The sequence below is a fragment of the Curtobacterium sp. MCSS17_006 genome (genome assembly GCF_003234215.1).
Taxonomy (GTDB): Bacteria; Actinomycetota; Actinomycetes; order Actinomycetales; family Microbacteriaceae; genus Curtobacterium; species Curtobacterium flaccumfaciens.
This window is the reverse complement of sequence record NZ_QKSO01000001.1, coordinates 246,814-267,731: the sequence shown is the minus strand read 5'-3', so window position 1 is coordinate 267,731 and position 20,918 is coordinate 246,814. Positions and strand designations below refer to the sequence as shown.

Below are 20,918 nucleotides of genomic sequence, written 5' to 3'. Positions count from 1 at the left end.
CCGCGCGGTTCGGCCAACGGATCCGCGCTCGTCGACCATCTGGAACGGCCCGAAGTCGCACCCTCCTTCACTCGGGTGATGAGAACCATGGGTGTGGAAGAGGAGCTGCTCCTCATCGACCGGTCGACGGGTGTGCCCGTACCGGTCGCCGACGGTGTGCTGGCCGGCGCGAAGGCGACCCGGGTGCCCGATCCTGGCGGGGTCGTGGGTGAGATGCAGCGCGAGATGATCGAGGTCACCACCCGCCCGCACACCTCCCTGGCGGCGCTCGGCGGGCAGGTGCTCGACAACCGGGCACTCGTCGAACAGGTCGCGAACGGCTTCGGTGCACACGCCGCCCCGCTGGCGACGTCGCCGACTCCGGTGACCCCGCACGTGAGCGACGGCGACCGGTACCGCCGGATGATGCAGCGCTACGGGTCCATCCCCCGGCAGGGGCTGACCTGCGGCCTGCACGTCCACGTCGCGATCGACTCCCCCGCCGAGGGTGTCGCCGTGCTCGACCGGATCCGCACGTGGACACCGGTGCTCATCGCCCTGAGCGCGAACTCCCCCTTCCACGCCGGGGTCGACACGGGTCATGCGAGTTACCGTTCGATCGCGTGGAGCCAGTGGCCGTCGGCCGGCCCGATGGAGCGGTTCGGGTCGGAGGAGCGCTACCGCGCCGTCACCGAGGGCATGCTCCGCACCGGCGCCCTGCTCGACGCGGGGATGCTCTACCTCGACGCGCGGCTGTCCCGAGCGCACCCGACCGTCGAGGTGCGCGTGGCCGACGTCCCGCTCGACCCCGGTGTGACCGTGACCATCGCAGGACTCGTCCGGGCGATGGTCGACACCGCCGCGGAGGAGCGGCGCTCGGGATCGCTCGAGCGGGACACCCCCGCCTGCAGCGTCCGGCTCGCGAACTGGCGCGCTGCGCTCGAAGGCCTGGACGGCGACCTGGTCGACCCGTTGACGGGCCGCGCCGCACCCGCGCGCGAGGTCGTCACGCTCCTGCTCGCCCACGTGCTGCCGGCGCTCGTCGCGAACGGCGACGACCAGCTCGTCGAACGCGGCCTGGCCGACCTGTTCGCGCGGGGCACCGGCGCGTCGAGGCAACGTGCGGCCTACGCGGCGACCGGGGATCTCGGGCAGGTCGCGCTCGCCGCCGCGATGACGAACATGCGAGCCCGCACCGGTCGAGTCGCCGCAGGCCTGCGCTCCGCAGACACCGGGTCGGTCATCGGGGGGCACCTCCCTGCCTCCGACGTCAGCGGTGCGGCCGACTGATGGGGACCAGCTGGCAGCCGCGCCCCCGGATCGCACGTCGACACCGGGGCGTCATCGCGCTCGTGAACTCGATCTCGAACGCCTCGGCCCACCCGGTGTTCGCCGATTCGACGTCGAGCAGGAACTCGACGGGGGTCCACTCCGGGTCGTCGCAGCCGACGGGTCGGACGGGCAGGACCCGGGTGGAGAAGCCGGCCACCCAGGCACGGCGCAGCACCCCGGGCACGCTCTTCGCCCGGACCTCCCGGGGCAACACGACCCGTATCCACATCTCGCTGCCTTCCACCCGTTCCTTCGGACACTCTGCGCACCCGTTGGACAGAATCAACGCGACCGCACATCACGGTCACATCAGCCTCGCGCTTTCCGAACGATCCGATGGGAGCACCCCGTGACCGACCTCGAGAACCCGCCCGTCCTCGGCGAACACCCGGCGGACGTCGGCCCCGGACGTCCGGTGAAGCTCGGCGCGCGGTTCGTGCACTGGCACACCACCACCGACCACAAGACGATCGGCAACCTGTACCTGGTGACGTCGTTCGGGTACTTCTGTCTGGCCGGGGTGATGGCGGTGGTGATGCGGACGGAGCTCTTCACCCCCGGACTCGACGTGCTCGAGACGCGTGAGGAGTACAACCAGCTGCTCACCATGCACGGCACGGTCATGCTGCTGTTGTTCGCGACCCCGCTGTTCTCCGGGTTCGCCAACGCGATCATGCCGCTGCAGATCGGTGCCCCGGACGTCGCGTTCCCCCGGCTCAACGCGTTCTCGTACTGGCTGTACGCGATGGGCAGCCTGGTGACGATGGGCGGGTTCCTGACACCGGGCGGAGCGGCCGCGTTCGGGTGGACGGCCTACGCACCACTGTCGGACACCACCTTCGAACCGGGCATCGGCGGGCACCTCTGGGTCGCCGGCCTGAGCATGACCGGCTTCAGCACGATCCTCGGCGCCGTGAACTTCATCACGACCGTCATCACCATGCGCGCCCCGGGCATGACGATGTTCCGGATGCCGATCTTCACGTGGAACGTGCTGATCACGTCGATCCTCGTGCTGATGGCGTTCCCGGTGCTGGCGGTGGCGCTGTTCGGCCTGCTGCTCGACCGGGTCTTCGACGCGCAGATCTTCAACCCGGCCAACGGTGGCCCCCTGCTGTGGCAGCACCTGTTCTGGTTCTTCGGACACCCCGAGGTCTACGTGATCGCCCTGCCGTTCTTCGGCATCGTGTCCGAGGTGTTCCCGGCCTTCAGCCGGAAGCCGATCTTCGGCTACAAGACACTCGTGTACGCCACGATCTCGATCGCGGCGCTGTCCGTTTCGGTGTGGGCGCACCACATGTTCGCGACGGGTGGCGTCCTGCTGCCGTGGTTCTCACTCATGACGATGCTGATCGCCGTGCCGACAGGCGTGAAGATCTTCAACTGGGTCGGCACGATGTGGCGGGGGTCGGTGACCTTCGAGACGCCGATCCTGTGGGCGATCGGGTTCCTCGTGACCTTCACGTTCGGCGGGCTGACCGGCGTGATCCTGGCGTCGCCGCCGCTCGACTTCCACGTCCACGACACCTACTTCGTCGTGGCGCACTTCCACTACGTCGTCTTCGGAACCGTCGTCTTCGCGATGTTCTCGGGCTTCTACTTCTGGTGGCCGAAGTTCACGGGCAAGATGCTCGGCGAACGGCTCGGCAAGGTGCACTTCTGGATGCTGTTCATCGGGTTCCACATGACGTTCCTGATCCAGCACTGGCTCGGCGTCATCGCGATGCCCCGCCGCTACGCGAGCTACCTGCCCGAGGACGACATCACCTGGCTGCACCAGGTCTCCACGGTCGGAGCGGTCCTGACGGCGGCGTCGATGATCCCGTTCTTCCTGAACATCGTGCAGACGATGCGGAAGGGCCGCAAGGTGCTCGTCAACGACCCGTGGGGCTACGGCCGGTCACTCGAGTGGGCGACGAGCTGCCCGCCGCCCCGGCACAACTTCACCTCGGTACCGCGGATCCGGTCGGAGTCGCCGGCGTTCGACCTGAACCACCCCGAGGCCGGTGTCCCGGTCGGGGTGGGCCCGGCGATGGACGCCCCGGACGCGGCCACCCACGACCAGGCGACGGGCAAGACCCGGCACCCGAAGGAGACCGATCAGAAGTTCTGACGGCGCAGCCCCCGAACCCGTCAGACCAGCGCGGTGAAGGACGCGTCGCGCACGAGCAGCGTCGCCGCGTCGCCCTCCACGGCCTGGTCGGGGTCGCTCGACAGCCCGAGGGACCAGCTGCCCCCACCCGGCCGCTCCGGCAGCGTGAACTCCACCGTGGTGTCCGACGCGTTCAGCAGCACGGCCACGGTGTCGTCGCCCTGGTGCAGCACGAGCGTCACGGCCCGGTTGCCGCCGTCCGCCCAGTCGCCGTCCTCGAACCCGGCGGCGTCGGCACGGAGCACGGTCACCGTCGACTCCGAGTCACCCGGCGCGGTGCGGAACCACTCCGGACGCAGCGCCTGGTGCTGCCGACGGAACGCGATGGCGGCCGTGGTGAAGGCCAGAAGGTCCTGGTCGGCGGCGGCCCAATCGAACCACGAGATCTCGTCATCCTGGCAGTACGCGTTGTTGTTGCCGCCCTGTGACCGCGCGAGCTCGTCGCCACCCAGGATCATCGGCACGCCGGCGGAGAGCAGCAGGGTGCCGAGGAAGTTGCGGCGCTGCCGGTCTCGGTAGTCGTTCACCGCACCGTCGTCGGTCGGGCCCTCGATGCCGCCGTTGAACGAGGTGTTGTCGCTCTCGCCGTCGTTGTTGTCCTCGCCGTTCGCCTCGTTGTGCTTGTCGGCGTACATCGTCAGGTCGGCCAGGGTGAAACCGTCGTGGGCGGTCACGAAGTCGATCGAGCACAGCGGGGAACGCCGGCTGCCCTCGTAGACGTCCGGGCTGCCCAGGACCCGCTGCACGGCGTCGCCGAGCGCGCCCTCGTCGCCGCGCCAGAACGCGCGCAGGTCGTCGCGGAACTTGCCGTTCCACTCGGACCAGTCGGCCGGGAACCCGCCCACCTGGTAGCCGGCGGTGTCCCACGGCTCGGCGATCATCTTGATCTCGCGCAGCACGGGGTCCTGGTGGATGATGTCGAGGAACGCCGAGTGCTTCTCGGCCTCGCCGTCCTGGCGGGTGAGCGTCGTGGCCAGGTCGAACCGGAAGCCGTCGACGTGCATCTCCTCGACCCAGTAGCGGAGCGAGTCCATGATGAGTCCGAGGGCCGCCGGGTGCCCGACGTTCAGGCTGTTGCCGGTGCCGGTGGTGTCGAAGTAGTTCGCCTCGTCACCCTCGACCAGCCGGTAGTACGACTGGTTGTCGATCCCCTTGAACGACAGCGTCGGGCCCATGTGGTTGCCCTCGGCGGTGTGGTTGTAGACGACGTCCATGATGACCTCGAGCCCCGCGGCGTGCAGGGCCTTCACCATCTCCTTGAACTCGGCGACCTGCTGCCCGGCGGTACCGGAGGACGAGTACTCGTCGTGCGGCGCGAAGAAGCCGATGCTGTTGTAGCCCCAGTAGTTGCGGAGGCCCTTGTCGAGGAGCGTCGAGTCCTGCACGAACTGGTGCGTCGGCAGCAGCTCCACCGCGGTGACGCCGAGGTCGGTGAGGTGCTTGATCGCCGCCGGGTGGGCCATGCCGGCGTAGGTGCCGCGGATCTCCTCGGGGACGTCCGGGTGCTGCTTCGTGAAGCCCTTGACGTGCACCTCGTACACGACGGTGTCGGCGAGCGGGGTCCGCAGCAGGGTGTCACCGTCCCAGTCGAAGGACCGGTCGGCGACGACCGACTTGGGCATCGCGCTGGCCGAGTCGGTCTCATCGATCTGCTCGGGCTCGTCCATGTCGTGACCGAAGAGCGCCTGGCCCCACTCGTAGGTGCCGTCGACGGCGGTGGCGTACGGGTCGAGCAGGAGCTTCGCGCCGTTGTGGCGGAGGCCGTTCGCCGGGTCCCACGCACCGTGCACGCGGAAGCCGTAGCGGGTGCCGACCCTCACGCCGGGGACGACGTCGTGGAAGGTGTAGCCGGTGCGGTTGCGGAGCTCGGTGCGGTGCTCGGTGCCGTCGTCGTCGAAGGTGCAGAACTCGACCCGCTCGGCGGTGCTCGAGAACAGGGCGACGTTGGCGCCCCCGTCGACGAGCGTGACGCCGAGCGGGGTGCGCGTGGAAGTGGTCATGCTGCCCTTCTACCGGCCGGTCGCTGTGCCACCGGCAGCGAGGCGTACCCCGTGGCCGCTCAGCGCACCGGCGGGACCAGTTGCTCGAGCAGCCGCAGCACCCGCTCGCCGTCGACGGCGTCCGGGTCGAGCAGCCACTGGACCTGCAGTCCGTCGGATGCCGCGATGCTCAGGCTCGCCAGGTCGACCGGGTCCAGGTCGGCGCGGATCCGGCCACTCGCCTGGTCCGCCTCGATCAGCACGGCGAGTTCGGCGCGAAGGCGGGCGAAGCGTTCGCGCATGAAGTCGCGCGTGGCCGGGTGGCCCTCCTGCACGGCGTCGGCCGCGAGGGTCGTGTACAGCTGCACCAGCCCCGGCACGGCCCGGTTGCGCGATGCGCTCTCGCGCATGTCGCCGATCGCCGACTTCATCCGGTCGGGCGCGCCCTGCTCGCGGACCTCGTGCTCCCGGTACACGGCGAGCAGCAGTTCGTCGCGGCTCGGGAAGTAGTGGCGGAGCGCCGCGTGCGTGATCCCGAGAGCCTCGGCCACCGAGCGGAGCGACGACGCGTCGACCCCCTGCTCCGCGACCATGCGGATCATCTCGTCGAGGATCTGCGTGCGCCGCTCGGCGCCCTTGCGGTACCCGCCGCGGCGCGGCTGGGCCGCGTCGGCGTCGTCCGCGGGGTGGGTCATGCACCCAACTTACCGCTGGAAGGTTTTCTCGCCACCGTCCGGTCTGGAGGCCCGTGGCGGACGCACCACGGGCCTCCAGTCCGTATCGGGGTCGCGTCGCACCCGCCGGGTCGCGTCAGCCGCGCGCGCTCGCGTCAGTCCTGGTCGTCGACCGTGTACTCGTCGACCGGCGCGGGCGTGCCCGCGGCGAGCGCGTCGACGATCTTCGTGAGCGAGTCGGCGAGGACGGCGTTGTCCGCGTCGGGGAGTTGCTCGAGCACCTCGACGACGGCCGCGTGGAAGCGCGCGTACGAGGCGTCGATCTTGTCGGCGGCCCGGTCGGTCGGGGCGAGCACCTGCGCACGACGGTCGGTGGGGTGCGCCGTGCGCGACAGCAGACCCTTCTGCACGAGCCCGTCGACGATCTTGGTGACCGAGGCGTTCGAGACGGCGAGCATCACGGCGAGGTCCTTCGGGCCCATCGTGCGGCCGTCCCGGTGCGCCTGGAGCATGTACCGGACGGCGAGGAACTCGTTCTTCGACAGGCCGCTCTCGATGCGGGCGGACTCGATCTGCTGGTCCTCGGCGTGCTGCAGGCGGAGCAGCGCGTCGACAGCGGTCTTCGCGACCCCGGACTCGGGTTCGCGGGCGTAGAGGTGGACGTGCTCTCGACGGACGACGGTCAACGGCATGGGGTCATGCGCTCCTTGCTAAACGGCAGGCGTGCTGAAGAAGTCCGCGTAGGACGGTTCGGAACGACCGGCGAGCAGCGAGGGGTCCTGGATGCGACGCTCGACGTACGCGTCGATGATCGCCGGGTCGGTGAGACCGACGCGGGTGTGGCTGCCACCGATCCGTGCCGTCCGAGGCATCCCGGAGTACGTGCTGTGCATGTCGTGTCCCGCCCTTCTTGCTTGCCGTGTGTCCCCTGCGGACGGCTGAACTCTTTCACAAAGTGAACGGTCAGTTCAACGAACCATTCGCGCTGTGTACGTTTTGCGCGCCGAAGGGTTCAGCGGCATCCGTCAGGGTCGTGAGGAGCTGCAGGAGCGCCGCCCGTCGCGGCTCGTCGAGCGGTGCGAACAGGGAGTCGAGCACCCCCTCGGCGATGCGGTGCCCCTCGTCGAGCACCCGCCGACCGTCCTCGGTGATCGCGTGCTCGATCCGCCGACCCCGACCGGCGGTCCGGGTGATGAGCCCGCGGTCGAGCATCCGGTTCGCCAGGGTGCCGAAGGCCTGGTCGCTCTGGAACGTCGCGACGGCGAGGTCGTGTCCCGATGCGCGGGGCATCCGGTCGATCGCGCGCAGGGCGTCCCACTGCACGAGCGTCACGCCGAGGCCGCGCAGTGCGGCGTCCATCGTGCGGTGGTTGCGGTACTGCGCCCGCTTGACGGCGTGGCCCAGGGCTTCGAGGTCGGTCGGCATGGTGCTACGGTATCAACACTCGTACATAAGCATGTTGATATGGAGCACCCATGACCGACACCCGCACCCGCACCGCGCTCGTCCTGCACGGTGGCGGCGGCCCCCGGACCGTCTCACCGATCGTCGCGCACCTCGCACCCGCCTTCCACGTCGTCGCCCCGACGCACCCCGGGTGGGACGGCACCCCGCGCCCGGACGGCATCGACTCCGTCCCGGCCCTGGCGGCCGCGTACCTCGAGCAGCTCCTCGCCGCCGGGGAGCAGGACGTCGTGGTGGTCGGGTCCTCCATCGGCGGCTGGATCGCCCTCGAGATGGCCGTGCAGGCAGCTGCCGACGACCGGTTCGCCGGGGTCGTCGGTGCCGTCGTCGACATCGACGGCGTGGGTGCGGTGGTCGAGGGTGAACCGATCGCCGACTTCTTCGCCCTCGATGCCCGCGGGCTGGCCGAGGTCGCCTGGCACGATCCCGCGCGGGGCTACCAGGACCCGGCGTCCGTCACCGAGGAACAGCGGGCGGTGCAGCGCTCGAACGGGCAGACCATGGCGGTCGTCGCCGGCCGGTCGATGAGCGACCCGACGTTGCTCGATCGACTCGGGGCCGTGCGGGTGCCGACGCTCGTCGTGTTCGGCGCCAGCGACCGGGTCGCGACCCCGGCGTACGGTCGCGCGGTGGCGGCGGCCGTGCCGGGTGCGGTGTTCGCCGAGGTCCCGGCCGCAGGACACCTGCCCCACCTCGAGGCCCCCGACGCGACGTGGGCGGTCATCGATCCGTTCCTGGCGCCCCTGCTCGGCTGAGTTCTCGGCGTCCTCCGAGCGATCTCTTGGCACTCACCAGGGTCGAGTGCTAAAACGGTGACAGTTGAGTCGAGGGGACTCAACGAGAACCACGAAGGAGTTGATTTCGATGACGATGAACTTCGACCCGTTCCGCGAGCTCGACCGACTCGCGGGTTCGCTCCTCGGCACCGCAGCCGGTCCGCGCTCGATGCCGATGGACCTGTACCGCACCGGGGACCACTACGTCCTCGACGTCGACCTGCCCGGCATCGACCCGGGCTCCGTCGACATCGACGTGGACGGCTCCGTCCTGACCATCCGCGCCGAGCGCACCCTGGGCGCACCAGAGGGCTCGCAGTGGCTCACCCGTGAGCGCCAGCCCGGCACGTTCGTCCGGCAGCTGACGCTCGGCGACGGTCTGGACGCCGAGCGCATCACCGCCGGGTACGACAACGGCGTGCTGAGCGTCACGATCCCCGTCAAGGAGTCCGCGAAGCCGCGCAAGATCGCCGTCACCGTCGGTGGCGCGTCCGAGCAGCTCGCGGTCGGTTCCGGCGCAGCCGGTTCCGGCGCAGCCGGTTCCGGCGCAGCCGAGTGAGGAGTTGAGCGATGACGTCCGTCCTGCTGAACGCGGTGGTCGCGGTCCTCGTCGTCACCGCGGCGCTCGCGCTGACGAGCCTGGACCGGCGCACCGCCGTGCTCCTCGGGGCGACCGGCAGCCTGACCGGCACGTTCCTGACCTGGGTCGCCGCGCCCCGGCTGTTCGAGCAGTCGCTCCTGGCGCCCTGGGTCGCGGCGGTCCTCGGCACGGCCCTGCTGATCGCGGGGTGGAGCGCGGTCCGCGCCTACTCGGGCATCTTCGAGGCACCGCGCGACGAAGAACCCGAGACGGGGGCGCTGATGACCGTGGGCGGGTCCGCCCCGTCGGTGCGGTGACCACCTGACGGACAGGAGGCCCGGTGCACGTCGTGCGCCGGGCCTCCTGTCGTTCCGTCGGTCGCGTGGGCGACCGTCGGGACTACTCCTTGTTCAGCTTGTCCTGCACCAGGCCGGCCGTCTTCTCGACGACGTTCGGCAGCTCGGTGGTGCCGTAGAGCCGGACGTCGGGGTGCGTGGGCGGGGGCATCGGGACCGAGGTGGTCGGGCCGTCGTGGTACGAGTACTCGCCCTTGCCGTCGAACGAGGGGCCACTCGCCCACGGGCCGTTCTTCGCCTCGGCACCGTCGGAGAAGTTGAGGTACTGGTAGTTGACCTCCTGGTTCTCCTTCGACTGCGGGAAGTTGCTCGGCACGGGGAAGCCCTCGACGCCCTTCTCGCGCAGCTCGGCGGCAGCGGTCGCCCACATGTTCTGGTGCATGGTGTCGCGGGCGATGAGGAACGACAGCAGGTCCCGCACGCCGTGGTCGTCGGTCATGTGGTAGAGCCGGGCGGCCTGCACACGACCCTGCATCTCGGCGTTCTCGTTCGCCGTGAAGTCGGCGAGCAGGTTGCCGCTGGCGGTGATGTACGAGCCCTGCCAGGGGTTGCCGTTGCTGTCCACCGGGCGGGCACCCGCACCGGCGACGATCGCGTGCTGGACATCGGTGCCGCCGACGATCGCGGCGACCGTGGGGTCGTCCTGCAGCGCGTCCTCGGTGATGCCGAGCGGGGACTTCTCGAGCAGCTGCGCGATCATCGTCGCGAGCATCTCGACGTGGCCCATCTCCTCGGCGCCGATGCCGAACACCATGTCGCGGTACTTGCCGGGGATGTGCATGTTCCACGCCTGGAACTGGTACTGCATGGCGACGGAGATCTCTCCGTACTGGCCACCGAGCACCTCCTGCAGCTTGCGGGCGTAGATCGCGTCGGGCTTGTCGGGCGTTGCCTTGAACTGGAGTTCCTGCTTGTGGAAGTACAAATCGTGCTCCTTCGTCTCGATCGAGCGATTGCACGGTCGATGGTTCGCCGGGGGCACTGAGCGGCCGTCCAAGGTGGCCGGATCACGCAGAGGGTGTCCCGGATGCGCCGTTCCACGGTTCCGGTTCCACCGTCGGCTTCACCCGGCAGGACGAGGCCCTTCGGTCCCCCGCCCGATGCCGTCGGCCGTCCGGTTGCCCAGGCTGGGAGCATGCAGACCTCGACCAAGCACACGATCGCCACCCTGCTGCTCTGCGCGGCGATCGTGGTCGCCACCGTCATCGCACTCATGGCCATGGCCCCGCCCGCGTGACGCCGGTACGGCATGGGAGGATCGCTCTCGTGACCGAACGGGGCAGGTTCCTCCGGCCGCTCGCCACCCGGTCGATCGTCATCGACGTGGCCTGGGCGGTCCTGGCGGCGTTCGTCTTCCTGCTGCCCATCGACCTCGAGCTCGAGCACGCGAGCCTCGCCGCGGTCCTGTCGGCCTCGGTGGCGATCGCCCTGCGCCGCATCTCCCCGTCCGCCGCGATGGCCATGGTCGTCGTCCTCGGGGTGATCCAGGTCGGCGGCGGCGAGCGCCCGTCGCTGGTGGACCTCGCGCTGTTCGTCGTGATCGGCACCGCCGCGGTCGTGGGCACCCGCACCGAGGTCGTCGTCTCCGGCGTGCTCGCGGTCGTCGCCGGAGCGGGGGCCACGGTCTACCTGGCGTCGACCGGCTTCCGGTTCCTCGTGCTCATCAACGGCCCACGCGACCAGGCGTTCCTGGCGATGGCCGCCCCGGTGACCGCGCTGCTCGGGGTCTGGGCGGGCGGGGTCGCCGTCCGGGCCTTCCGCTCCCGCGACCGCGAGTCGGAGCGCCGTGCCGATGCCGAGGCCGCAGCCTCACGTGCCGAGGCCGTCGCCACCGAGGCCGAGGCCACCGCCACCCGCGCGATCGACGTCGCCGAGTCCGAACGCATCCGCGCGGACATCGCCCGCGACGTGCACGACGTCGTCGGCCACTCGCTCGCGGTCATCATCGCGCAGGCCGACTCGGTGCCGTTCCTCGACGACGAGGCGCGCATCCGAGCGGTCAGCGCCACCATCGCGAGCACCGCCCGCAGCTCCCTGGTCGAGGTCCGACAGGTCCTCGGGCACATCGACGGCTCCGCCGAGGCGACCGGCCCGGGTTCGCTCGAGGAGATCGTGCAGGGCATCCGCGACGCCGGGGTCGACGTCGACCGCACGGTGCGCGGGGTCCCGCTGGCCCTGCGCCCGGACACCGGCACCGCCGCCCGCCGCGTGCTGCAGGAGATGCTCACCAACGCCCTGCGCCACGGCGCCCCCGGCAACCCGGTCGTCGTGCGGGAGACGTGGCGGAACGCCGACCTGGTGCTCGAGGTCGAGAACGTCGCCGGCGACGGCACCACCGCCGGCTCGGGCCGCGGGATCGACGGCATGGACTCGCGCCTCGGCGCCCTCGGTGGGTCGTTCGACGCCGCCGTGCTGGACGACGTGTTCACGGCACGCGCCCGCATCCCGTTCGACGTCCAAGGGGGACCCGTCCGATGACCGAACCGATCAGGATCCTGCTCACCGACGACCAGGCGCTGTTCCGCGCCGGGCTCCGGGTGGTGCTCGACGCCCAGGACGACATGCGGGTGGTCGGTGAGGCCTCCGACGGTGCCGAAGCGCTCGCGCTCATCCCCGAGGTGCGGCCCGACGTGGTGCTGCTCGACATGCGGATGGCCGGCATGGACGGCGTGGAGACCGTCCGGCAGCTCTACTCCGGTGCCGTCGCGGGCCCGCTCCCCCGCGTCGTCGTGCTCACCACCTTCGGGCTCGACCCGGCGGCGGCGACCGCGATCCGGCTCGGCGCCAGCGGGTTCCTGCTCAAGGACACCACGCCGCCGTTCCTGTTCGCCGCGGTACGGGCCGTGCACGAGGGCAGCTCGGTCATCGCACCGAACGACCTCGCGCAGCTGTTCGGCACCGACGTGGCGCGGGCCCCGGCACCGCAGCCGCCGGAGTTCGCGACCCTGACCGAGCGGGAGCGCGTCGTGTTCGGGTGGGCGTCCCGCGGCCTTTCGAACGCCGAGATCGCCACCAGGGAGTACGTCACCGAGTCGACGGTGAAGACCCAGATCTCGAGCATCCTGGGCAAGTTGTCACTGCGCGACCGGGTGCAGCTCGTCGTCTACGCACACGACCACGGGCTGGCGGGCACCCGCGAGGACTAGTCCGCGGCGATCCGGTCGAGCCACTCCGCGAGTATCGTCCGCTCGGCTGCCGAAAGCCGATCGAGCCGGGGCGCTGCGGCACGGAGCGTGATCGCGGCGCTCGTCACGGCGTCACTCCCCCGACCGTGACCACCCGGGGCCGCGCCGCCGTCGTCCCTCGTCGGCCCGCTCGGCACGAGGATCCGCCCGAGCACGGCGTCGAGGACGTCATCGGCGAGCGACGGGTCCCGCTCGTCCGCCGGAGCAGCAAGGATCGCGAGCACCGCACCGGTGCCGGCCGCGTGCACGAGCTCGACCGCGCGGCGCTCCGGCACGGCCAGTCGTCCGGCCTCGGCCACCCGCCGGATGCGTTCGGCGAGCAGCGCGGTGCCGGCGCGGGCGGCTGCCGACCGACGGCCGCGCTCCGGGTCGCTCAACAGCACGAACAGGTCGGGGTTCGCCAGCCCGAAGCCGATCGTCATCGACCAACCGGCGCGGAGGTCCTCGATGGGGTCGGTCGCCTCGTCACGAGCAGCCCGCACGGCGTCGGCCTTCATCGCCGAGAACGTCGCCATCGCGTGCTCGGCGACCGCTTCGAGCAGACCGTCCTTGTCGCCGAACAGCCGGTAGATGGTCGGTGCCTGGACGCCTGCGCCGTCCGCGACCGCCCGCGTGGTCACCGCCGCGGCACCGCGTTCACGCAGCATGGTGCCGGCGACCTCGACGATGCGCGAACGCGTCTCGTCGCGCTGGCTTCCCTGCTCGATCACGGAACAACGATAACGGATCTGTGCTATCACTGTGTTACCAGCGCTACCGAAGCGCTGTTTCCACCGATACGGAGAAGTCATGATCGTCATCACCGGGGCCACCGGAGCCCTCAACGGCGCCACCGCCGACCACCTGCTCGAGCACCTTGCGCCGTCCGACCTGGCGGTGGTGACCCGTGATCCTGCCCGAGCACAGCGGTTCGCCGACCGCGGCGTCGAGGTCCGCCGCGGCGACTACGCCGAACCGGAGACCCTGCCGGCAGCCTTCGCGGGCGCCGATCAGCTCCTGCTCGTCTCCTCGAGCGACCCAGCCGCCGACGCCGTCGCGCTGCACCGTGCTGCGGTCGAGGCAGCCGTGGACGCCGGCGTCGGCCGGGTCCTGTACACGAGCCACCAGGGCGCCGCGCACGGTTCGCCCTTCGTGCCCGCCGCGCACCACGCCGCCACCGAGGACCTGCTCCGCGACTCCGGGCTGCCGTGGACGAGCCTGCGGAACGGCTTCTACGCGCACAGCGCCGCCTGGATGACGGGCCCGTGGCAGGAGACCGGCACGGTGTCCGTCCCCGTCGACGGCCCGGTGTCGTGGACCGCCCGCGAGGACGCCGCCGAGGCAGCCGCCGCGATCCTGCTCTCCGATCAGCCGTTCGACGGGCCGGTGACGCTCACCGCTCCGGACGCGCCGACCTTCGCCGACCTGGCTCGGCAGGCGTCCGAGGTGTCCGGTCGGACGATCGGGTTCGAGGCCCTGGGCGAGGACGAGTGGCGTGCCCGTGCGCTGGCCGCGGGGCAGGACCCGCACATGGTCGGGTTCCTGCTCGGCATGTACCAGGCCGCCGAGCGGGGCCTGTTCGCCGGCACCGATCCGCTGCTCGGCGAACTGCTCGGTCGCGCCCCACGGCCGGTGCGCGACCAGCTCAGCTGAGCGCCGCGACCTCGTCGAGGATCGCCTCGACCGCTGCGGGGTCGTGCGCGAACCGACCGAGGAACAGCCCGCCGATCCGCCCCTGCCCCCGGGTGAGCAGACCCGGTCCGGCGCTGCCCCCGTAGAGGACGGTGCTGCCGCGCAGCTCGGGCCGGGTGGCGAGGCGCTGCTCGATCCCGGCGAGCACCGCCACGATGTGGTCGTCCGGCGCGGGTGCCGGTGCGCCGATCGCCCACACCGGTTCGTAGGCGACGGTCAGGGGTCCGGCGAGACCGTCCGCGACGGCGGTCGAGACGGCCCGGTCGAGCTGCGCGGTCACCGCCGCCACCGCTTCCGTCGGATCGGAGGCCCGGTCCGGCTCCCCGACGCACACAAGCGGACGCAGGTGATTCCGGAAGGCCGCGTGCACCTTCCCCGCGATCGTCGCGTCGTCCTCGTGGAACAGGGAGCGCCGTTCGGCGTGCCCGATCTCGACCAGGTCGACACCGATCTCCCGCAGTTCGGCGCCGGAGACCTCGCCGGTGAACGCACCCGCGTCGGCCCACGACAGGTCCTGCGAGGCGAGGAGCACTCCCGACCCGGAGAGCAGGTCGCGGACGGGCACGAGCGCCGGGAACGTCGGCGCCACGAAGAGCGACGCCGCACCCGAGCGCACCGCGGGGTGTCGCCGGGCGATGTCCGCGACCTCGGCCGCCCACGACAGCGTCCGGGCGTGCGAGAAGTACGTCTTCAGCGACACCCCGACGGTGATCACGGGGCGACCGTCTCCACGACGAGGGCGAAGGACAGCGCACCGGGGTCCGCGGTGCCGACGGCCTGGTCGGCATGGGTGCGCGCCCGGCCCATCTTCGGCACGAGGGACTCCGTGGCGTCGGCGGCTTCGCGGGCGGCACGGACGGCGTCGCCCCAGGCCTCGGCGAGCGCCGCCCCGGCGTCGAGCCGGGTGCGGAGCACCTCGTCGAACGGCACCAGGGCGTCCACCATCGTCTTGTCACCGACGGTGGCGCCGAACGCGAGCACGGCCTCGGTGGCCGCGCGGACCCCCTGCGCGACGGTGGCACCCGACGGACGCGAGTCGTCCCCGACCACGCGACCCAGTGCCTCCAGGGCGGCACCCCAGATCGCACCGGACGTGCCGCCGGCCTTGTCGGACCAGGCATCCGCGGCGACCAGCAGGACGGTGCCGGCACCGGCACCGCGGCTGACCGCGTCGGCGGCTGCGACGTCGGCGGCGTGCGATCCGCGCTGCATCCCGATGCCGTGGTCACCGTCGCCGGCCACGGCGTCGATGCGCCCGAGTTCGTCGGCGTGCTCGTCGAGGACGGCGCGGACCGCGGCGAACCCGGCGGCGACCTGCTCGGCGACCGCACGGGACTCGTCGGTCGCCGGGCCGATGCCGACGCCCTCGGCGTCCGCCGCCACGGTCGACGGGTCGACCCGCTGTTCGGCGACGGCACCGCCCTTGCGGTAGGCGGGGGTGTCCGCGGGTGCTGCCCAGAGGTCCTCGAGCTCGTCGTCGAGCCAGAACAGCGTCAGGGAGACCCCGGCCATGTCGAAGCTCGTGACGAGTTCGCCGACCTCGGGCTCCACGATGACGACGCCGGCGTCCGCCAGGCGCCGCTGCACCGAGCGGTAGACGACGAAGAGCTCCTCGTACTTGACCGAACCCAGGCCGTTCAGGATGGGGACCACCCGCTGGCCCTCGAGCGTCACGCCGTCGGGCAGTTCGTCCAGCAGCCGGGACACCAGCAGCTCGGCCAGCCCGTCGGCGGTGGGCACGTCCGTCTCGTCGATGCCACGCTCGCCGTGGATGCCCATGCCGACCGCCATCCGGCCCTCGGGCACCGTGAACAGGGGTTCCTCGGCGCCCGGCAGCGAGCACCCGGAGAACGCGACGCCGAAGCTGCGTGTCCGGTCGTTCGCCCGTTCGGCGACGGCGGTGACCGTGTCGAGGTCGTCCCCGCGCTCTGCGGCGGCGCCGGCGACCTTGAAGACGCAGAGGTCACCCGCGATGCCGCGGCGCATCGCGCGGTCGTCGGCAGGGGCGCTCGTCACGTCGTCGGTGACGCGGACCGTCCGGACCGGGATGCCGTCGGCCTCGAGCGTGCGCGCCGCGGCGTCGAAGTTCAGGACGTCACCGGCGTAGTTGCCGTAGCTGAGCAGCACACCGCCACCGTGCTCCGCGGCCTTCGCGACCCCGGTGACCTGCTGGGCGCTGGGGCTGGCGAACAGGTTGCCCATCGCGGCACCAGCGGCCAAGCCGTGGCCGACCAGCCCGCCGAACGCGGGGTAGTGACCCGAGCCCCCGCCGATCACGACCGCGACCGTGCCGTCGGGGCTCGTGGTGGAGCGGGCGACCCCGCCGTGCACCTTCCGCACCCACCGCTCGTTCGCGGCGACGAAGCCGTCGGTCGCCTCGTCGGCGAAGTCCGCCGGGTCGTTGAACAGTCTGGTCATCGCTTGCTGCCCTTCGGGTCGGTGGTGCGGACGTGCGAGGTGTCGAGCAGTTCGTCGGCCTTGGCCCCGCGGAAGAACTTGGTGCAGAAGATCATCACCGCGGCGACGAACGCCAGGACGCCGAGCGAGACGATGCCGAACGCACCGCTGTCGGTGGGCACCACCTCGTTGATCGCGGTGCGCATGATCGGGGCGACGAACCCGCCGAGGTTGCCGAGCGAGTTGATCAGGCCGATGCCCGCGGCGGCTGCGGCACCGGTCAGGAACGCCGTCGGGTACGCCCAGGTGATCGGGCCGACGGCCAGGAAGCTCGCGACGGCCAGGGTGATGAACAGGATGCCGAGCACGGGCTGCCCGTTCGCACCCGCCCACGCCGAGCCGAGGATCGACAGGCCGGTCGTGACGTAGAACAGGGTGCCCCAGCGACGACGGCGTCCGACGGAGTCCGCACGCGACCCGATCAGGTAGCAGGCGACGAGTCCGACGAGCCACGGGATCGCGGACACCAGACCGACCTGCCAACCGACGTCCTGCCCGAGCAGCGAGGACACCTGCTGCGGCAGGTAGAACGTCGTGCCGTAGACGGCGACCTGCAGGCAGAAGTAGATGATCGTGAAGTACCAGACGCGCCCGCTCGCCATCGCGCGCCAGATGCCCTTCGGGCCGTCCTCGCTGCGGGCGGTGTCCTCGCGCTCCATGGCCGCGGTGAGCGACGCCTTCTCGCCCGGTTCGAGCCACTTCGCCTGCTGCGGACTGTTCGTCAGGAACACCAGGGCCGCGATGCCCGCCAGCACCGCGAGGATCCCCTCGCCAGCGAACATGACCTGCCAGCCGTGGAACGGGGTGACCTGGTCACCGACGCTGATGAGGCCGCCGGACAGCGGGGCGCCGATCATCTGCGAGAACGGCTGCGCCAGGTAGAAGATCGCGAACATGCGCACGCGCACCTTGTTCGGGAACCACTCGGACAGGTACATGATCACGCCCGGGAACAACCCGGCCTCGGTCACACCCAGGATGAACCGCAGGATGATGAACATCGTGTCGTTCGTCGTGAAGGCGAACAGCGCGGCGACGATGCCCCACGTGACGGCGATGCGGGCGAGCCAGAAGCGCGCACCGAACCGCTTGAGCAGCAGGTTCGACGGGATCTCGAAGATCGCGTAGCCGATGAAGAAGATGCCGGCGCCCAGGGCGAAGGCGGCGTCCGAGATGCCGCGGTCGACGCGCAGGGCCTCTTCGGCGAAGCCGACGTTCGTGCGGTCGAGGAACGCGACGAAGTACAGGATGACGAGCATCGGCATGAGGTGCTTCGTCGCCTTGCCGATGGCGGACTTCAGGCCGGGGTCGTTCGTCGACCCGAGCGCGGGGGCAGGGGGTAGTGACACGGGTTCGCTCCTTTGCGAGCACGGTGCGGTCGTTCTGGCGTCCGGCGGTCGGTTCGGTCGTCCGGACGGGAGGCACGGAGCGCGTCGCCCGGTCGGCGCGCGTTCCGTGGGCGGCTGGCCCTAGTGCATGTACAGGCCGCCGTCGACGTTGAGCGTCTGGCCCGTGACGAACCCGGCGTCCTCGCTGATCAGGTAGGCGATCGCTGCAGCGATGTCCCGCGGGGTGCCGATGCGCGGCAGCACGCCGTCGGCGGCCATCTCGGCCTTCCGCTCCTCGGACAGGGTGCCGCCCATGATGTCGGTGTCGATCGGACCGGGGGCGATCGCGTTGACCGTGACGCCGCGCGGGCCGAGCTCGCGCGCCAGGCCACGGGTCAGGCCGATCACGCCGGCCTTCGCCACCGTGTACGGGGTCTTGCTGAAGGTGCCGCCGCCGCGCTGGGCGGAGACCGACGACAGGTTCACGATGCGCCCGTAGCCGGACCGCACCATCGACTCCGCCGCCCGCAGGCTGGCGAAGTGCACGCCGTCGAGGTTGATCGACAGCACACGGTGCCACTCCCCCTCGGGCAGGTCGAGGTAGGCGTGCGCGGACGACACCCCGGCCAGGTTCACGAGTGCGGTGATCGGCCGGAGTTCGGCCTCGATCGTGTCGAAGGCCGCACGGACGGCGGACTCGTCGGCGACGTTCGCACCGACGCCGACGGCCCGCACGCCGTGCTGTTCCCGGATCTCGGCGGCGACCTGCTCGCTCGCCGTCTGGTCGAGGTCGATGATCCCGACGTCCCACCCGGCCTCGGCCAGGTGGTGGGCGGTGGCGCGGCCGATGCCCCGCGGTGAGGCGGCACCGGTGAGGACGACGGTGCGGTCTCGGTACTGGCCGGCTGACTGGTTCTGGTCGCTCATGGTGTCCCTCCCGCCTCAGTGGATCGGTGCCGGGCCGAGCTCGTCGAGGAGCTTCTGCATCGCCACGTACGCCTTGTTCCGGTAGGCCACGAGCTCGGGCGTGCGGTCGGCCGGCACCTCGAGGTACCCGGCGCCGGACTTCGTGCCGAGCTCACCGGCGTCGACGTGCTGCTGCAGCGACGGCGGGGTGGCGAAGCGCTCGGGCCAGCGGGTCTGCAGCGACTCGAAGCAGAACGCGTAGACGTCGAGCCCGGCCATGTCGGCGATCGCGAACGGGCCGAAGAACGGCAGGCGGAACCCGAACGTGGTCCGCACGATGGTGTCGATGTCGTCGGGGCTCGCGATGCCCTCGTCGGCGATCTTCGTGGCCTCCTCGAACAGCGCGTACTGCAGGCGGTTCAGGACGAACCCCGTGGAGTCCTTCACCCGCGCCGACTGCTTGCCGGTCGCGGCGACGACGGTCTCGCCGACCTCGATCGCGTGCTCGTTCGTGGTCGGGTGCGGGATGAGCTCGACGCCGGGGATGAACGGTGCCGGGTTCGAGAAGTGCACGCCGAGGAACCGCTCCGGGCCCACGACCGCCTCGGCCAGCGACTCGATCAGGATCGTCGAGGTGTTCGAGCCGATCACGGCGTCGGGGCGGGCGGCCTCGCTGATGCGGCGCAGCGTCGCGTGCTTGATCTCGAGCTTCTCGGGCACGGCCTCCTCGATGAAGTCCGCGTCGGCGACGGCGGCCTCGATCGACTCGGCAGCGCTCAGGTGTGCGCGGACCCGTTCGACGGCGTCCTCGGGGAACAGCCCGTCGGCGACGAACTGTGCGGTCTCGCCGAGCAGCCGTTCCAGGTTCTGCTCGGCGATCTCGGCCGAGACGTCGGCGATCCGGACGGTGTGGCCGGCGAGGGCGAGGACCTGGGCGATCCCGCCGCCCATGTAGCCGGACCCGACGACGGCGATGTCGAGGGTGCTCATCGGATTGCTCCTTCGGTGCTGGTTGCTGCAGTCGGGGTCGCCGTCGCGTCGAGCTTCGTCGTCGCGAGGACGGATCGGATGTACTGCTGGTTGGTGGCGCAGACGCCGAGGCTGTCCCCGCCGTACTGCTCGGTCATGACGATCCCGCGGAACCCGTCGGCGACGGCGTCGCGCAGGACCTGGCGGTAGTTGATGAGGCCCGTCTCCATGGTGCTCGGCGCACTCGTCGCCCAGCTGCCGTCGCCGGCCTCGTCACGCGTGTAGTTCTTCACGTGCAGGTAGTTGGTGTGCGGCATGGTCTTCGCGAAGAGCTCCCGCCAGTCCTCGACCGGACGGTGCAGGCGGATGAGGTTCGCGACGTCCGCGTTCAGGCCGACGTTGTCGAGCCCGATCTCCTCGACCAGGCGAACGGCGCTGTCGGCGGTGCCGAGGTACGTGTCCTCGTACAGCTCGAGCGCCATCGGCAGCCCGACGCTCGCAGCGTGCTCGCCGAGCTCCCGCAGGCGCTTCACCGCGGCGTTCCAGACCTCCGGGTCGTCGGGGTCCTTCGGCCCCGGTGCCGTCCAGAACCACAGCGCCCGCTTCTGGGCCTCGGTGAACGGCTGGTGCAGCCCGGTCGAGAAGACCTGCATGCCCCACTCGGCCGCCGCGTCGATGGTGCGGTGGGCGTAGGCCAGGTTCTCGTCCTCGTGCCCGGGCTGGATGACGCTCTTGCGCTGCAGGTGCACCGAGGGAATCCCGATGCCGTGCGCCTTCGCGACGGCGAACAGCTCGTCGCGGCGCGAGGCTTCGAGGTCTGCGGGCCGGATGTGACTGTCGGCGAGTTCGGCGAGCGAGAAGCCGACGGCCTCGATCTGCCCGAACACCTCGTCCCACACCTCGGCGGGGGCGTCGTGGAAGGCCGTCCCGTCGCGGGTGACCTGCGCGAACCCGTGCAGGCACGCGGCGATCGGCCAGGTCCCCGACGTCCAGGTGGTGGGGTCCCAATCCTGGTCGACCCAGTCCTGTGGAGTGGTCACGGAATGCTCCCTTGCATGTCGTGGTGGTTCAGCCTTGAACCTCTTTCCTATAGGAAAGATACTCGCACGA

Annotated in this window: 22 protein-coding genes; 8 read left to right on the top strand and 14 right to left on the bottom strand. The window is 71.0% G+C overall.

The genetic code is table 11. The features are described from left to right. Positions 1 to 78: 78 nt before the first annotated feature. On the top strand, positions 79 to 1,269 hold the full coding sequence (locus DEJ21_RS01335; protein ID WP_220036541.1) for a glutamate--cysteine ligase: 1,191 nt from the start codon (positions 79 to 81) through the stop codon (positions 1,267 to 1,269). On the opposite strand, the gene DEJ21_RS01330 is transcribed toward DEJ21_RS01335, so the two are convergent. Beyond that, complete coding sequence (locus DEJ21_RS01330) at positions 1,250 to 1,525, bottom strand: hypothetical protein (protein WP_146247675.1); 276 nt, start codon at positions 1,523 to 1,525, stop codon at positions 1,250 to 1,252. The genes DEJ21_RS01335 and DEJ21_RS01330 overlap by 20 nt on opposite strands. A 201-nt stretch (positions 1,526 to 1,726) precedes the next feature. Between DEJ21_RS01330 and ctaD the strand changes: the two genes are divergently transcribed. Next, a complete protein-coding gene (ctaD, locus tag DEJ21_RS01325; RefSeq protein ID WP_258374841.1) occupies positions 1,727 to 3,424 on the top strand; it encodes a cytochrome c oxidase subunit I in 1,698 nt (565 codons plus the stop codon). A gap of 20 nt (positions 3,425 to 3,444) precedes the next feature. On the opposite strand, the gene glgX is transcribed toward ctaD, so the two are convergent. From glgX to DEJ21_RS01300, 5 genes are all read right to left on the bottom strand, one after another. Then, positions 3,445 to 5,463, bottom strand: a complete 2,019-nt coding sequence (gene glgX, locus DEJ21_RS01320; protein ID WP_111223466.1) for a glycogen debranching protein GlgX — start codon at positions 5,461 to 5,463, stop codon at positions 3,445 to 3,447. Between the two features lie 59 nt (positions 5,464 to 5,522). Continuing rightward, a complete protein-coding gene (locus DEJ21_RS01315) occupies positions 5,523 to 6,137 on the bottom strand; it encodes a TetR/AcrR family transcriptional regulator (RefSeq protein ID WP_042538020.1) in 615 nt (204 codons plus the stop codon). 134 nt (positions 6,138 to 6,271) lie between these two features. Next, positions 6,272 to 6,808: a MarR family winged helix-turn-helix transcriptional regulator gene (locus tag DEJ21_RS01310; RefSeq protein WP_111223465.1), complete on the bottom strand. Its 537-nt coding sequence runs from the start codon at positions 6,806 to 6,808 to the stop codon at positions 6,272 to 6,274. An 18-nt stretch (positions 6,809 to 6,826) separates the two neighbouring features. Next, positions 6,827 to 7,009 carry a hypothetical protein gene (locus DEJ21_RS01305; RefSeq protein WP_071248776.1) on the bottom strand — a complete coding sequence of 61 codons (183 nt, stop codon included), beginning with the start codon at positions 7,007 to 7,009 and terminating at the stop codon, positions 6,827 to 6,829. A gap of 70 nt (positions 7,010 to 7,079) precedes the next feature. Beyond that, the gene (locus tag DEJ21_RS01300; RefSeq protein WP_111223464.1) at positions 7,080 to 7,541 is read right to left on the bottom strand and encodes a MarR family winged helix-turn-helix transcriptional regulator; all 462 of its coding nucleotides are present in this window, start codon (positions 7,539 to 7,541) and stop codon (positions 7,080 to 7,082) included. A 50-nt stretch (positions 7,542 to 7,591) separates the two neighbouring features. On the opposite strand from DEJ21_RS01300, the gene DEJ21_RS01295 reads away from it, so the two are divergent. The 3 genes from DEJ21_RS01295 (at position 7,592) to DEJ21_RS01285 (ending at position 9,253) form a co-directional block, all read left to right on the top strand. Beyond that, positions 7,592 to 8,335 carry an alpha/beta fold hydrolase gene (locus DEJ21_RS01295; RefSeq protein ID WP_111223463.1) on the top strand — a complete coding sequence of 248 codons (744 nt, stop codon included), beginning with the start codon at positions 7,592 to 7,594 and terminating at the stop codon, positions 8,333 to 8,335. 109 nt (positions 8,336 to 8,444) lie between these two features. Continuing rightward, complete coding sequence (locus DEJ21_RS01290) at positions 8,445 to 8,915, top strand: Hsp20/alpha crystallin family protein (protein ID WP_111223462.1); 471 nt, start codon at positions 8,445 to 8,447, stop codon at positions 8,913 to 8,915. A gap of 11 nt (positions 8,916 to 8,926) precedes the next feature. Continuing rightward, positions 8,927 to 9,253 carry a hypothetical protein gene (locus DEJ21_RS01285; RefSeq protein ID WP_071248763.1) on the top strand — a complete coding sequence of 109 codons (327 nt, stop codon included), beginning with the start codon at positions 8,927 to 8,929 and terminating at the stop codon, positions 9,251 to 9,253. An 82-nt stretch (positions 9,254 to 9,335) separates the two neighbouring features. Here the strand turns inward: DEJ21_RS01285 and DEJ21_RS01280 are convergent, their stop codons facing one another. After that, positions 9,336 to 10,217, bottom strand: coding sequence for a manganese catalase family protein (locus tag DEJ21_RS01280; RefSeq protein WP_111022461.1), 882 nt, complete (start codon positions 10,215 to 10,217; stop codon positions 9,336 to 9,338). Positions 10,218 to 10,558: 341 nt separating this feature from the next. Here DEJ21_RS01280 and DEJ21_RS01275 point away from each other — a divergent pair, with 341 nt between their 5' ends. Together DEJ21_RS01275 and DEJ21_RS01270 are read left to right on the top strand one after the other, a co-directional pair. Then, on the top strand, positions 10,559 to 11,770 hold the full coding sequence (locus DEJ21_RS01275; RefSeq protein ID WP_244993310.1) for a sensor histidine kinase: 1,212 nt from the start codon (positions 10,559 to 10,561) through the stop codon (positions 11,768 to 11,770). Continuing rightward, a complete protein-coding gene (locus tag DEJ21_RS01270) occupies positions 11,767 to 12,438 on the top strand; it encodes a response regulator transcription factor (protein ID WP_111022462.1) in 672 nt (223 codons plus the stop codon). Before DEJ21_RS01275 ends, DEJ21_RS01270 begins: the two co-directional genes overlap by 4 nt. Here the strand turns inward: DEJ21_RS01270 and DEJ21_RS01265 are convergent. Continuing rightward, complete coding sequence (locus DEJ21_RS01265; protein ID WP_258374813.1) at positions 12,435 to 13,187, bottom strand: TetR/AcrR family transcriptional regulator; 753 nt, start codon at positions 13,185 to 13,187, stop codon at positions 12,435 to 12,437. The genes DEJ21_RS01270 and DEJ21_RS01265 overlap by 4 nt on opposite strands. Positions 13,188 to 13,266: 79 nt before the next feature. Between DEJ21_RS01265 and DEJ21_RS01260 the strand changes: the two genes are divergently transcribed. Continuing rightward, positions 13,267 to 14,109 carry an NAD(P)H-binding protein gene (locus tag DEJ21_RS01260; RefSeq protein ID WP_111223460.1) on the top strand — a complete coding sequence of 281 codons (843 nt, stop codon included), beginning with the start codon at positions 13,267 to 13,269 and terminating at the stop codon, positions 14,107 to 14,109. On the opposite strand, the gene DEJ21_RS01255 is transcribed toward DEJ21_RS01260, so the two are convergent. From DEJ21_RS01255 to DEJ21_RS01230, 6 genes are all read right to left on the bottom strand, one after another. After that, positions 14,102 to 14,863, bottom strand: coding sequence for a triose-phosphate isomerase family protein (locus DEJ21_RS01255; protein WP_111223459.1), 762 nt, complete (start codon positions 14,861 to 14,863; stop codon positions 14,102 to 14,104). The two genes, DEJ21_RS01260 and DEJ21_RS01255, sit on opposite strands and share 8 nt — an antisense overlap. Then, on the bottom strand, positions 14,860 to 16,566 hold the full coding sequence (locus tag DEJ21_RS01250; RefSeq protein WP_111223458.1) for a dihydroxyacetone kinase family protein: 1,707 nt from the start codon (positions 16,564 to 16,566) through the stop codon (positions 14,860 to 14,862). Before DEJ21_RS01250 ends, DEJ21_RS01255 begins: the two co-directional genes overlap by 4 nt. Further along, complete coding sequence (locus DEJ21_RS01245; RefSeq protein ID WP_035809316.1) at positions 16,563 to 17,954, bottom strand: MFS transporter; 1,392 nt, start codon at positions 17,952 to 17,954, stop codon at positions 16,563 to 16,565. The genes DEJ21_RS01250 and DEJ21_RS01245 overlap by 4 nt, the downstream gene beginning before the upstream one ends. A 120-nt stretch (positions 17,955 to 18,074) precedes the next feature. Continuing rightward, entirely contained in the window at positions 18,075 to 18,860 is a 786-nt protein-coding gene (locus DEJ21_RS01240; RefSeq protein ID WP_111223457.1) for an SDR family NAD(P)-dependent oxidoreductase, read from the bottom strand. A gap of 15 nt (positions 18,861 to 18,875) precedes the next feature. Further along, positions 18,876 to 19,829 carry a 3-hydroxyacyl-CoA dehydrogenase family protein gene (locus DEJ21_RS01235; protein ID WP_071404415.1) on the bottom strand — a complete coding sequence of 318 codons (954 nt, stop codon included), beginning with the start codon at positions 19,827 to 19,829 and terminating at the stop codon, positions 18,876 to 18,878. Beyond that, positions 19,826 to 20,848, bottom strand: a complete 1,023-nt coding sequence (locus DEJ21_RS01230) for a sugar phosphate isomerase/epimerase (protein ID WP_111223456.1) — start codon at positions 20,846 to 20,848, stop codon at positions 19,826 to 19,828. Before DEJ21_RS01230 ends, DEJ21_RS01235 begins: the two co-directional genes overlap by 4 nt. Positions 20,849 to 20,918 lie beyond the last annotated feature (70 nt).